Consider the following 12466-nt stretch of genomic DNA (forward strand, 5'->3'; position numbering starts at 1 on the left):
TAAAACACCTCAGGGTAAGCCCATGAGGCATTCAAAGGAAACAAACTTTTAAATTCGAGATAAGCCTCGGGGTATTATACCTTTTGGCGCAGCCAATAAAATACTTTAATTTGCTGCTCTAAAGGGTAAAAATAACATTTTAGGTTAGCATACCCCCATCAACATTCAATACTTGCCCAGTTACATAACTAGATAAATCTGAAGCAAAATATAAACAAGCATTGGCTATATCCTCCGTAGTTCCACCACGCTTCAACGGAATACCGTTTCTCCATCCCTGAACCGTTTTTTCATCCAATTTTTCGGTCATTTCAGTTTCAATGAATCCTGGTGCGATAGCGTTACATCTAATATTTCTAGAGCCTAATTCCAATGCTACGGATTTAGTAAAACCGATCATACCTGCTTTTGACGCGGCGTAATTGGTTTGACCAGCATTCCCTTTTACACCAACCACACTGCTCATATTAATGATAGAACCTTTACGTTGTTTTAACAAAGTTCTTTGTACGGCCTTGGTCATATTAAAAACAGATTTCAAGTTGATATCTATCACCGCATCAAAATCCGCTTCTGACATTCGCATCAAAAGATTATCTTTAGTAATACCAGCGTTATTGATCAGCACATCAATTCTTCCATCAAAATCTTCCAGTACTTTGGCAACCAGCTTTTCAGCTTCTTGAAAACTTGCAGCATTACTTTTATATGCTTTTGCCTTAACGCCTTTCTCTGTTAATTCTTTTTCTAACGCTAATGCAGGTGCCTCACTAGAACTATATGTAAATGCAACATTTGCTCCATGATCCGCAAAAACTTGGGCTATTCCCATACCAATTCCTCTGCTTGCCCCTGTTATAATTACGTTTTTATCTTCTAATAATTTCATAAGTTCGTTGTTTTAAACCGATGTTTATCAAATATACCTTTTGTTTCATTTATAGGCTAAAAAAAATCCCGCTATAAACGGGATTTTATACTATAAAGAGGGATTCTTATCCTATTACTTCTTTAACTTTTAAGCCAATTTCAGCTGGAGAATCTACAACGTGAATTCCACATTCTCTCATAATTCTTTTCTTGGCCTGGGCAGTATCATCGCTACCACCAACAATAGCACCAGCATGACCCATTGTTCTACCGGCCGGAGCAGTTTCACCAGCAATAAATCCAACAACTGGTTTTTTACTTCCACTAGCTTTATACCACTGTGCAGCATCAGCCTCTAATTGTCCGCCGATCTCACCGATCATTACCACACACTCAGTAGCAGGATCATTGATCAATAACTCAACCGCTTCTTTAGTTGTAGTTCCAATAATTGGATCACCACCAATACCAATAGCAGTCGTAATTCCTAAACCTTGGCGAACTACTTGGTCAGCAGCTTCGTAAGTTAAAGTTCCTGATTTGGAAACGATACCTACATTACCTTCCTTAAATACAAAACCTGGCATAATACCAACTTTTGCCTCACCTGGTGTAATCACACCTGGGCAGTTAGGTCCTATTAAACGACAATCTTTATTTTTAATATAGTTGGCTACCTTTACCATATCGGCAACAGGAATACCTTCCGTAATTGTAATAATAACTTTAATACCAGCTTCGGCAGCTTCCATAATTGCATCTGCGGCAAATGCTGGCGGAACAAATATAATAGTAGTATCCGCACCTACTTTTTCAACAGATTCAGCAACCGTATTAAATACCGGTTTACCTAAATGCTCTTGTCCTCCTTTTCCCGGAGTAACACCACCCACGATATTAGTACCATACTCAATCATTTGACCAGCATGGAAAGTACCTTCACTACCGGTGAAACCTTGTACGATTATTTTTGAATCCTTATTTACTAATACGCTCATACTACTGTAGTTTTATTTTTTTGTTAGACAAAAATAAAAGTTGTTAATGAATTTTATAGCATTAATAACCTTATTTCTTATCCATTTTTTTAATTATTTCTGGAATTTTCTTGATATGTGCCAATTGCTTCAGCTTTTCACGAGATTCTTCTATAGGTGTACCAAAATAACTCTTACCTCCTTTTACAGATTTTGTTACTCCTGTTTGTCCCATTATTACTGCTTTGGCACCAATAGTTATTCCGCTATTTGTACCAACTTGACCCCATAATGTTACTTCATCTTCAATAATTACACATCCGGCAATACCGGTTTGAGAGGCAATCAAGCATTTCTGCCCAATAATAGTATCATGCCCCACATGCACTTGATTATCCAATTTAGTACCATAGCCTATAGTAGTATCGCCTGTAACGCCTCTATCTATAGTACAAAGTGCTCCAATATCTACATTATCTTTCAACACTACCCTACCTCCTGATATTAATTTATCAAATCCTTCTGGGCGTTTTTTGTAGTAAAAAGCATCTGCACCTAAAACACTTCCTGCATGAATGGTAACATTATTACCTATTAAGCAATTATCATAAATTGAAACGTTTGAGTGAATTATGCAATTCTCCCCAATTACAACATTGTTACCAATAAAAGCATTGGGCTGTATAACAGTATCCTTTCCAATTTTTGCAGTTACGGCAATTGATTGACTGCTTGGTACAAATGGCTGAAAGAACGTGGTAAGCTTATTGAAATCCCTAAACGGGTCATCTGAAATCAATAAAGCTTTTCCTTCAGGACAATCTACTTGCTTATTGATCAATATTATGGTAGCCTTGGACTCCAATGCTTTATCATAATACTTTGGATGATCTACAAACACGATATCCCCTGGTTCCACAACATGAATCTCGTTCATGCCCAATACAGGAAAATCATCATGCCCAACATACTCACTAGAGATTATCTCTGCGATCTGTTTTAACGAAAAAGTAGTAGGAAATTTCAAATGACTTTTTTAGCTTTAAATAAAGAATTCACCAATGGCAATTATTCCTTTACACGCTCCATGTAAGAACCTGTAGCAGTATCTATTTTTACCTTGTCACCTTCATTGATAAATAACGGAACATTTACTTCTGCACCCGTTTCAACTTTTGCAGGTTTTGTAGCATTGGTAGCCGTATTACCTTTAACACCAGGTTCAGTATACGTAACTTCTAAAATAACACTTGCCGGCATATCAACGGATAAAGGCATGCTATCTTCTGTATTGAACATGATCTTTACAATTTCTCCTTCTTTTAATAGACCCGGAGCATCTAAAGAACTTTCTTGAAGTGTAATTTGATTGTAATCATCCGTATTCATAAAGTGATATGTTTCACCTTCTGGATATAAGTACTGATAAGAACGTGTTTCTACACGAACATCTTCTATTTTATGCCCTGCAGAAAATGTATTGTCCAATACCTTACCCGTAGAAACACTTTTTAATTTAGTACGCACAAAAGCAGGTCCTTTACCTGGTTTCACGTGTAGAAATTCAATTATTTTATAGATATCGTTGTTATATCTTATGCATAGTCCTTTTCGTATATCTGATGTAGATGCCATTCTAAATTTATATTAATGTAGTTAACTTAAGTTTAAAGAAATTGTTTAATTATTGCTGAAATATCCTTTCATGATACCACGCTGAGAGTCGCGAATAAACTGTAATATCTCATCACGTTCAGGTGTTGCTTCCATCTCTGCTTCAATAATCTGAACTGCTTGGGTGTTATTATAGTTTTTCTGATAAAGGATTCGGTAAATATTCTGTATTTCCCTGATCTTATCAGAAATAAATCCTCTACGTCTTAATCCAACAGAATTGATACCCACATACGATAAAGGTTCTCTTGCTGCCTTAACGTATGGCGGAACATCTTTTCTCACCAAAGACCCACCTGTTACAAAAGCGTGTTGACCAACAGATACAAACTGATGTACCGCGACCAAACCTGCAAGAATAACATTGTCGCCAATGGTAACATGACCTGCTAAAGTTGAATTATTTGAAAAAATACAATTATCGCCCACCAAACAATCATGAGCAACATGGCAATACGCCATAATCAAACAATTTTTACCGATAACGGTTTTCATGCGATCAGAAGTCCCTTTATGAATAGTGGCACATTCTCTAATGGTAGTATTATCACCTATTACTACGGTGGTATCCTCACCATCATACTTTAAATCTTGTGGAGATGCAGATATAACCGCACCAGGAAAAATATTACAATTCTTACCAATGCGAGCGCCTTCCATTATCGTCACATTAGACCCGATCCAAGTGCCATCACCAATTACAACATTGTTATGAATAGTTGTAAAAGGTTCTACTACCACATTTTTGGCAATCTTAGCTCCCGGATGTATATAGGCTAAAGGTTGATTCATTCTATGTTCTTTTTACAATTTGAGCCATCATTTCAGCTTCACTTACCAATTTATCATTGGCATAGGCATAAGCTTGCATATGACAGATTCCCCTTCTAATAGGAGTAATTAAGCTACAATGGAAAATTAAAGTATCTCCAGGTAATACTTGCCTTTTAAATTTCACCTTATCAATTTTCATGAAAAGTGTTAAATAATTTTCTGGGTCCGGAACGGTACTCAAAACTAAGATACCACCTGTTTGTGCCATTGCCTCTACTTGCAAAACCCCTGGCATAACCGGAGCACCAGGAAAGTGACCAACAAAAAACGGCTCGTTCATGGTAACATTCTTCATACCTACCACATGCGAATCTGAAAGCTCCAAAATTCTATCTATCAATAAAAAAGGAGGTCTGTGTGGCAACATATCCATAATTTTATGGATATCCATCAATGGCGGCAAACTTAGGTCATACTTAGGTACGTTGTTACGCTTTTCCAATTTAATGATTTGCGCAATTTTCTTAGCAAATTGGGTATTTACATAATGACCCGGTTTGTTCGCTATTACTTTACCTCTAATTCTTGTACCGGCCAAAGCTAAATCACCAATTACATCTAATAATTTATGACGTGCAGCTTCGTTTGGTTGATGTAAGGTTAAATTATCAAGAATACCGTTTGCCTTAACAGAAAGCTTCTTTTTATTGAAGGCCTTCTCTAGCTTTTTCATGGTTTCATCGGAAATCTCCTTATCCACATAAACAATGGCATTGTTAAGATCGCCACCTTTTATAAGTCCGTTTTCCAATAAAGCCTCTAACTCATGTAAAAAACTAAAGGTACGGGCATCCGCAATTTCCGACTTAAAATCTGAGAGTTTTTCAAGGGTAGCGTTTTGGGTACCCAATACTTTGGTGCCAAAATCTACCATTGTGGTAACTTGGTAGGTTTCAGATGGTATTATGGTTATTTCACTTCCGGTTTTTTCATCTCTATAAGAAATGACTTCCTTTACCACATATTCCTCTCTATAAGCGTCTTGTTCAACAATACCGGCTTCTTCCAAAGCTTCTACAAAAAACTTGGAAGAACCATCCATAATAGGTGGCTCCGCGGCATTTAACTCAATTAAAACATTATCTATTTCCAATCCTACCAAAGCGGCCAAAACATGCTCTGAAGTTTGAATTTTTACGCCGTTTTTTTCCAGATTTGTTCCTCTCTGGGTATTGTTTACCAAAGCGGCATCGGCAGGAATCACCGGTGTACCCTCAAGATCAACTCTTTTAAAGGCATAGCCATGGTTTTTATCTGCCGGAACGAATTTTATTGTAACGTCACTTCCAGTATGTAAACCTACCCCTGTAAGCGTTACTTCTTTACCTATTGTTCTTTGTTTAATAGTTGTTGTGCTCATCGTCAATCTTTCTTTTCTAAGGTGTCGATTCTACTTATTATTTTTGGTAAATTCTTAAAATGAACGTATGATTTGTTATAATCACCATAATTTAATGCGGGAGAACCTTGTAGCACTTCATTATTCTTAACATTTCTACCGATACCCGACTGTGCCTGTATTTTTACATTATCGCCAATAACAATATGTCCTACAATGCCCACTTGCCCTCCGATCATACAATGTTTGCCGATTTTTGTTGAACCGGCAATACCGGTTTGAGCAGCAATTACGGTATGCTCACCAATTTCAACATTATGGGCAATTTGTATCTGGTTGTCTAGCTTTACCCCTTTTCTTAAGATGGTAGAGCCCAAAGTTGCCCTATCTATAGTAGTACCAGCACCAACATCTACATTGTCTTCTAAAATTACATTACCGGTTTGTGGTACTTTAGCGAATTCTCCATTTTCGTTAGGGGCAAAACCAAATCCGTCCGCACCCAAGACCACTCCACTATTAACTACACAATTATTACCAATAATCGTTTCTGAATATATCTTGGCACCTGCAAAAATGGTAACATTATCCGCTATCTTAACATTATCACCTATGTAAACATTAGGATAAATCTTTACGTTATCGCCTATAGCAACATTGTTGCCCAAATAAGCAAAAGCACCAATATACACATTGGCACCATAGGTAGCGGTATCTGATTTAAAGACCGGCTCTTCAATACCTACTTTATTATTTTTAACTTGATTATAATATTCCAATAGCTTGGAAAAAGATTTGTAAGCATCTTCTACTTTAATCAGTGTAGTATTTAGATCCTGTTCTGGAACAAAACTCTTATTTACTATGGTTACCGATGCTTTGGTCTTGTAGATAAAAGAAGTATACTTCGGATTCGCTAGAAAAGTTAACGAACCTTTTTCGCCTTCCTCGATTTTAGCAAGTTTATGAACGGCTATATCTGGATTTCCATGCACCTCTCCTTCTAAGATTCCTGCAATCTGGCCTGCTGTAAATTTCATGAGCGTAAAAGTAAGAAAAATTGTTAAACCCCTTCTTTAGGATAACACATATAATATTTGGTCACCGTTTTTGAAAGTGCATTTAAATTAAGGTGATCGGATAATTTGGCAACATCGGTTATCTTTCCGTTTTTCCTTAAAATGTTGATAGTCTGGTGTTGCCTATCGTAAGCTTTATTTTTAAGCTCTCCTTTAAACACAAAGTAAGATGCTTCTTCATCTGTAAGGTTATACTGATTTTTTACTTTATTTAATTGCATTAAAAACTTGCTTTCCGCAGTAGGTTCTTTTTTCACCTTAATATGAAGCAGTTTTCGATTTATAATCATTTCGCATAAAGAGGCCAAAACAAAATCATCTGAATACTGCCATTCTTTTAATGCCGCGAGAATATCTATATCATCAAGCCTTGCAAATTTTGCCAAGGTTTCATTATTAAAATTGTTGATATCAATATGGTTGGTAAGAAAAAAATGTAGCGCCTCACTAGAATTTAAGGAATCACCCCTTTCTATTAAAAAACGAGCCCTCTTTAGAATACTAATAAGCAATCTTTCAGCAACAACGGCAGTTTTATGCAGATATACTTGCCAATACATAAAGCGGCGTGCCATTAGAAACTTCTCAACGGAGTAAATACCCTTCTCCTCTATGACCAAATCACCTTCTACAACATTTAGCATGGTAATCAATCGCTCTGCATTGGTATTTCCTTCTGCAACACCGGTATAGAAGCTATCTCGTTTTAAATAATCCAACCTGTCCATATCTAGCTGACTGGACACCAACTGATTTAAGAATTTTTTTTCGTGATTCCCGGTAAATATTGAAATGGCCTCCGTTAAACTTCCGTTAAATCGGCCGTTTAGTTCATGCATAAATTGAAGTGAAATAAACTCATGGCTTACTCCTTCCACAATACTATGTTCCATGGCATGAGAAAAAGGACCGTGGCCAATATCATGTAATAGAATAGCACATAAAAGCCCTTCCTCATCAGCTTCTGTTATCTCAACACCTTTAAAACGAAGCACTTGAATAGATTTCTGCATTAAATACATACAGCCTAAAGCATGATGAAATCTGGTATGGTGTGCCCCAGGATATACTAAATAGGATAAGCCCATTTGTGAGATCCTACGAAGCCTTTGAAAGTAAGGATCTGCAATGAGGTCAAAAATGAGCGCGTTGGGAATTCGGATAAATCCGTAAATTGGGTCATTAAAAATTTTCAATTTGTTTGATGTCTTCAAGATAACGTTGTCTTTTCTGAATTAAACATTTCAAAGTTATACAAAAGCATTAGCATAGAATTTGATTATCGTCAAATAATAATTCAATGAACAAAATAAAAATATTGTGGGTAGATGATGAAATTGATCTACTTAAGCCACATATCATCTTTTTAGAATCTAAAAATTATAGTGTAATTACTTGCCAAAGTGGACAAGAGGCGTTACAAGAATTAGCCGAAACCAGAGTTGATATAGTTTTTTTGGATGAAAATATGCCGGGAATATCTGGCTTGGAAACTCTTTCTGAAATAAAAGTTATTGATAATTCTTTACCGGTGGTCATGATTACAAAAAGCGAAGAAGAATCTATAATGGAAGAAGCCATAGGCTCTAAGATTGCAGATTATCTTATAAAACCGGTGAATCCGAATCAGATATTACTTTCGTTAAAAAAGAATTTGGATCATTCAAGACTAATTTCCGAAAAAACCACTAGCAATTATCAGCAAGAATTTAGAAAAATTGCAATGGACCTTTCTATGGTCAGCACTTATCAAGAATGGGCCGATTTGTACAAAAAACTAATTTATTGGGAATTACAGCTAGAACAGATTGAAGATAGTGGAATGTTCGAAATCCTAGAATCCCAAAAAACGGAAGCCAATCAGCAATTCGGAAAATTCGTGGATCGCAACTATAAAGATTGGTTTACCGACAATGATGCTCCCGTAATGTCTCACACCTTATTCAAGAATTGGATAGCACCAGAGCTGAAAGACCAAAAGACCTTACTAATTGTAGTAGATAATTTACGTTATGACCAATGGTATGCTTTTGAAGATTCAGTAAATTCATTCTATAAAAAGAAGAAAGAAGACTCCTATTACAGTATTTTACCAACTGCAACCCAATACGCACGTAATGCTATTTTTTCTGGATTGACGCCATTGGATATGGAAAAGAAATATCCGGAATGGTGGAAAAACGATACCGATGAAGGAGGCAAAAACCTGTTTGAAGACAAGTTTTTAGATGCACAATTAAAAAGATTAGGGTTATATTTAAAATGGGAGTATCATAAAATAAGTAGTCTTAAACAAGGAAAACATCTAAGCCAAAACTTTAAAGGACAAAAGGATAACGACCTTACAGTTATCGTTTATAATTTTGTTGATATGCTTTCTCATTCAAAAACGGAGATGGAAGTAATCAAAGAACTGGCATCGACCGATAAATCTTATCGATCACTTACAACTAGCTGGTTCAAGAATTCACCTATGCTAGAAATTATACAACAAGCACAGACATTGGGCATGAAATTGATTATTACGACAGACCACGGCACAATCAATGTAAAGTCGCCCTCTAAAGTTGTGGGTGACAGAGATACAAGTTTAAACCTACGTTATAAAACAGGAAGAAGTCTTACGTATGAAAAAAATGATGTATTGGCGGCCAAAGACCCTAAATCAATTCATCTTCCAAGTATTAACATGAGTAGTTCTTTTATTTTCGCAAAAAACGATTTGTTTTTTGCCTACCCAAACAACTACAACCATTATGTCAGTTATTATAGAAATACATATCAGCACGGTGGAGTTTCATTAGAAGAAATGATCATACCTTTTGTAGTTTTGGAACCTAAATAATACGGAAATGGAATTCATTTATCATAAAGGTGAATTAAAGAATATTGCCAAGCAAATAATTAAACACACCAAAAGCAAGACACTTGCTTTCTACGCACCTATGGGCGCAGGAAAAACCACCTTAGTAAAAACACTGATCAAAGAATTAGGCAGTAATGACAATGCTAGCAGCCCAACATTTGGCCTGGTCAATGAATATGCGTTAGAATCTGGAGATGTATTAGGCTATCATTTTGATTTCTATAGATTAGATGATGAAAATGAAGCACTTGATATGGGGTTAGATGATTACTTAGATTCTGGCAACTGGATATTTATGGAATGGCCAGAAAAAATTTCGAACCTACTTCCTACAACGTATCAAAAAATTACGATTGAAGTAATTGATGAAACAACAAGAAAGCTAACACTTTATAAATAAAGTAATTAACCCTTGTATTTATTGATTTCAATGGTAAAATCCTAAATATCGTAGACGCTAAAGATTTATTGTATTTTTTCGATGAAAAACAAGCATTTCGATGAAATGTACAATTAATCCGATAAAAACGGCAATTTTAACGTTTAAAAACAAATTAGTTGTATATTTTTTCTTACGTTTGTAGGAGAACTAAATATTTAGTATAACCAAAAACCCCTTGAAAATGAAAAACAAAAGAACATTCTTGGCTTCAATCGCTTTAGGCGTATTCCTTTTAGCAATGACTGCACCTATTGTAGATATTGATAATCAGGAATTAAATATTGAAAAGAAAAAAATAACTAAGAGAATATAATTTAAAAATAATTTTTCAAATTTTTTAAAGAGCAATTTTATTGCTCTTTTTTTATATATAATATTTAACACATTACGTCGTTAGCATATAGTAATACTATAAAGCAAATGATAAAGAAAGTTAAAAAGAAGAAAGCTAAAAAGAAGATTTTTTTAGAAACTCTTCTAGTCTTTTTTATAGCAATTTCTCCTTTCTTATATAAAGGTTACGAATATTTACCCTATAGTTCTAATGGAGATTTAACTTTTTTTGGTTTTACATTGGGAGGTAACGGTTTTTCAGATGCCAAAACCTACGTATGGTTTTTAACGACTAAAGTAGTTCCTCTTTATTTAATGATTTTTTGGTTTCTAACTTCTCGAGACTGGTGGTATCACATAATTATCATACCAATTGCAATGTATGCTTTTCAATTATTTGAAGTTTTATATGATTCTGATGATGTCGTAGATACTGATAACATATGGTGGTTAATACCTATTTGCATGATAACCATTCCTTTCGTATATATTATTCGAGTTAAACTATATGATAAGCACGTACATGGCATAGATCTAGAAGCTATGGAGGCAGAACTTGAAGAATTAAAAGCTAAAGGTTATACCAACGATAAAAGTAAAGATGGTGTACTTAATGAACAGCAATCTATATCTGACGATATAAATTCTAGTCTCTCTACAGGAAATTTAGAGAACATTTTTAAAACCGTTCAACATCGCATAGAAAGCTGGTTACATTTAAAATCGTAACCATTAAATATCTTTAAATAGGACAAATCATTCATTTCTTTAAAAATTGTACATTTGAGTTTCAAGTCAATGATTTGAACAACTCATTATTAAGTTATGAATCAACCCACCTCCCCTTTTAGTAAGCATCAATTAATTCCGCAAGAAGAAACCTTAGAAGTTTTACGTCAAAAAGGTGAATTGTTCATTGGTATACCAAAAGAAAACCAATATCAAGAAAAAAGAATTTGTCTTACTCCAGATGCCGTTAACGCTATTACCGCTAATGGCCATAGGGTGCTTATAGAATCTGGCGCAGGTGAAGGCGCCCATTTTTCTGATGCAGATTATATAACCGCAGGCGGGGAGATTACCAGAGATACCAAAAAGGTTTTTGCCTGTCCGTTGATCTTAAAAGTAGAACCCCCAACGTTAACGGAAATTGAGTACGTTAATCCGCAAACAACAATAATATCCGCTCTTCAAATAAAAACCCAATATAAAGAGTATTTTGAAGAGTTGGCCAAAAAACGGATTACTGCCATTGCCTTTGAATACATTAGGGATGAGGAAGGAAAATATCCAGCAGTGCGATCGCTTAGTGAAATTGCAGGGATATCATCAGTATTGATCGCCGCAGAATTAATGGCTGCAAATAATAATGGTAATGGGCTAATGTTCGGCAACATAAGCGGTGTGCCACCTGTAGAAGTCGTGATCATTGGAGCGGGAACAGTTGGTGAATTTGCTGCACGTTCAGCTATTGGTATTGGTGCGAACGTTAAGGTTTTTGATAACTCTATCACCAAATTAAGAAATATACAGACCAACCTAAAACAAACGGTCTACACCTCTACTATTCAACCAAAAAACCTTTTAAAAGCCTTAAAACGCTGTGATGTAGCTATTGGCGCAACACGTGGCAAGGATAGATCTCCAGTTGTAGTAACCAGTACAATGGTAGAGCACATGAAAAAAGGTGCCGTAATTATTGATGTAAGTATTGATACTGGCGGATGTTTTGAAACTAGCGAAATTACAGACCACAATAAACCCACTAGAAAAAAATACGATGTTATTCACTACGGCGTACCCAATATTCCTTCTAGATATCCAAAAACGGCATCGGTCAGTATAAGCAACATATTTACACCTTATTTACTAAAAATTGGAGAAGACGGTGGGCTAGAGAATTCCCTTCGTTTTGACAAAGGTTTACGTAACGGTCTGTATATGTACCATGGTATTCTAACAAATAAGTCTGTAGGAGAATGGTTCGATTTGCAATATAGCGACATAAATTTCTTGATTTTTTAGATTACTTAAGCCATTCTTTTTCCATTC

13 protein-coding genes are annotated in these 12466 nt (G+C 35.5%); 5 read left to right on the top strand and 8 right to left on the bottom strand.

Annotated elements, in window-relative coordinates; translation table 11 throughout:
- Positions 1 to 139: 139 nt before the first annotated feature.
- From fabG to QZ657_RS01545, 8 genes are all read right to left on the bottom strand, one after another.
- Positions 140 to 889, bottom strand: coding sequence for a 3-oxoacyl-[acyl-carrier-protein] reductase (fabG, locus tag QZ657_RS01510; RefSeq protein ID WP_291964503.1), 750 nt, complete (start codon positions 887 to 889; stop codon positions 140 to 142).
- Between the two features lie 106 nt (positions 890 to 995).
- Positions 996 to 1868, bottom strand: a complete 873-nt coding sequence (gene sucD / locus QZ657_RS01515) for a succinate--CoA ligase subunit alpha (RefSeq protein WP_291962768.1) — start codon at positions 1866 to 1868, stop codon at positions 996 to 998.
- Between the two features lie 70 nt (positions 1869 to 1938).
- Entirely contained in the window at positions 1939 to 2874 is a 936-nt protein-coding gene (locus QZ657_RS01520; protein WP_291964505.1) for a UDP-3-O-(3-hydroxymyristoyl)glucosamine N-acyltransferase, read from the bottom strand.
- A 41-nt stretch (positions 2875 to 2915) separates the two neighbouring features.
- The gene (gene efp / locus QZ657_RS01525; RefSeq protein WP_276473393.1) at positions 2916 to 3482 is read right to left on the bottom strand and encodes an elongation factor P; all 567 of its coding nucleotides are present in this window, start codon (positions 3480 to 3482) and stop codon (positions 2916 to 2918) included.
- A gap of 45 nt (positions 3483 to 3527) precedes the next feature.
- On the bottom strand, positions 3528 to 4313 hold the full coding sequence (gene lpxA, locus QZ657_RS01530; RefSeq protein WP_276473392.1) for an acyl-ACP--UDP-N-acetylglucosamine O-acyltransferase: 786 nt from the start codon (positions 4311 to 4313) through the stop codon (positions 3528 to 3530).
- 1 nt (position 4314) lies between these two features.
- Positions 4315 to 5715, bottom strand: coding sequence for a bifunctional UDP-3-O-[3-hydroxymyristoyl] N-acetylglucosamine deacetylase/3-hydroxyacyl-ACP dehydratase (locus QZ657_RS01535; protein ID WP_291964507.1), 1401 nt, complete (start codon positions 5713 to 5715; stop codon positions 4315 to 4317).
- A gap of 2 nt (positions 5716 to 5717) precedes the next feature.
- A complete protein-coding gene (lpxD, locus tag QZ657_RS01540; RefSeq protein ID WP_291964509.1) occupies positions 5718 to 6734 on the bottom strand; it encodes a UDP-3-O-(3-hydroxymyristoyl)glucosamine N-acyltransferase in 1017 nt (338 codons plus the stop codon).
- A 23-nt stretch (positions 6735 to 6757) separates the two neighbouring features.
- Entirely contained in the window at positions 6758 to 7987 is a 1230-nt protein-coding gene (locus QZ657_RS01545; RefSeq protein WP_291964512.1) for an HD domain-containing protein, read from the bottom strand.
- 86 nt (positions 7988 to 8073) lie between these two features.
- Between QZ657_RS01545 and QZ657_RS01550 the strand changes: the two genes are divergently transcribed.
- The 5 genes from QZ657_RS01550 (at position 8074) to QZ657_RS01570 (ending at position 12439) form a co-directional block, all read left to right on the top strand.
- On the top strand, positions 8074 to 9618 hold the full coding sequence (locus QZ657_RS01550; RefSeq protein WP_291964513.1) for a response regulator: 1545 nt from the start codon (positions 8074 to 8076) through the stop codon (positions 9616 to 9618).
- Positions 9619 to 9625: 7 nt separating this feature from the next.
- Positions 9626 to 10039, top strand: coding sequence for a tRNA (adenosine(37)-N6)-threonylcarbamoyltransferase complex ATPase subunit type 1 TsaE (gene tsaE / locus QZ657_RS01555; RefSeq protein WP_291961976.1), 414 nt, complete (start codon positions 9626 to 9628; stop codon positions 10037 to 10039).
- A gap of 223 nt (positions 10040 to 10262) precedes the next feature.
- Positions 10263 to 10394 carry a hypothetical protein gene (locus QZ657_RS01560; RefSeq protein ID WP_291964514.1) on the top strand — a complete coding sequence of 44 codons (132 nt, stop codon included), beginning with the start codon at positions 10263 to 10265 and terminating at the stop codon, positions 10392 to 10394.
- A 107-nt stretch (positions 10395 to 10501) separates the two neighbouring features.
- Positions 10502 to 11143 carry a hypothetical protein gene (locus QZ657_RS01565; protein ID WP_291961971.1) on the top strand — a complete coding sequence of 214 codons (642 nt, stop codon included), beginning with the start codon at positions 10502 to 10504 and terminating at the stop codon, positions 11141 to 11143.
- A gap of 96 nt (positions 11144 to 11239) precedes the next feature.
- Positions 11240 to 12439, top strand: coding sequence for an alanine dehydrogenase (locus tag QZ657_RS01570; RefSeq protein ID WP_291961969.1), 1200 nt, complete (start codon positions 11240 to 11242; stop codon positions 12437 to 12439).
- The last annotated feature ends 27 nt before the right edge of the window (positions 12440 to 12466 follow it).

The organism is Maribacter sp., from assembly GCA_020629415.1.
Classification (GTDB): domain Bacteria; phylum Bacteroidota; class Bacteroidia; order Flavobacteriales; family Flavobacteriaceae; genus Maribacter; species Maribacter huludaoensis.

Excerpts from the sequence above, each read along its gene's own strand:
- QZ657_RS01535 (WP_291964507.1), bottom strand. The coding sequence starts at position 5,715 with ATGAGCACAACAACTATTAAACAAAGAACAATAGGTAAAGAAGTAACG.
- fabG (WP_291964503.1), bottom strand. The coding sequence starts at position 889 with ATGAAATTATTAGAAGATAAAAACGTAATTATAACAGGGGCAAGCAGA.
- QZ657_RS01560 (WP_291964514.1), top strand. The coding sequence starts at position 10,263 with ATGAAAAACAAAAGAACATTCTTGGCTTCAATCGCTTTAGGCGTATTC.
- lpxD (WP_291964509.1), bottom strand. The coding sequence starts at position 6,734 with ATGAAATTTACAGCAGGCCAGATTGCAGGAATCTTAGAAGGAGAGGTG.
- sucD (WP_291962768.1), bottom strand. The coding sequence starts at position 1,868 with ATGAGCGTATTAGTAAATAAGGATTCAAAAATAATCGTACAAGGTTTC.
- QZ657_RS01570 (WP_291961969.1), top strand. The coding sequence starts at position 11,240 with ATGAATCAACCCACCTCCCCTTTTAGTAAGCATCAATTAATTCCGCAA.
- tsaE (WP_291961976.1), top strand. The coding sequence starts at position 9,626 with ATGGAATTCATTTATCATAAAGGTGAATTAAAGAATATTGCCAAGCAA.
- QZ657_RS01550 (WP_291964513.1), top strand. The coding sequence starts at position 8,074 with ATGAACAAAATAAAAATATTGTGGGTAGATGATGAAATTGATCTACTT.
- QZ657_RS01565 (WP_291961971.1), top strand. The coding sequence starts at position 10,502 with ATGATAAAGAAAGTTAAAAAGAAGAAAGCTAAAAAGAAGATTTTTTTA.
- lpxA (WP_276473392.1), bottom strand. The coding sequence starts at position 4,313 with ATGAATCAACCTTTAGCCTATATACATCCGGGAGCTAAGATTGCCAAA.
- efp (WP_276473393.1), bottom strand. The coding sequence starts at position 3,482 with ATGGCATCTACATCAGATATACGAAAAGGACTATGCATAAGATATAAC.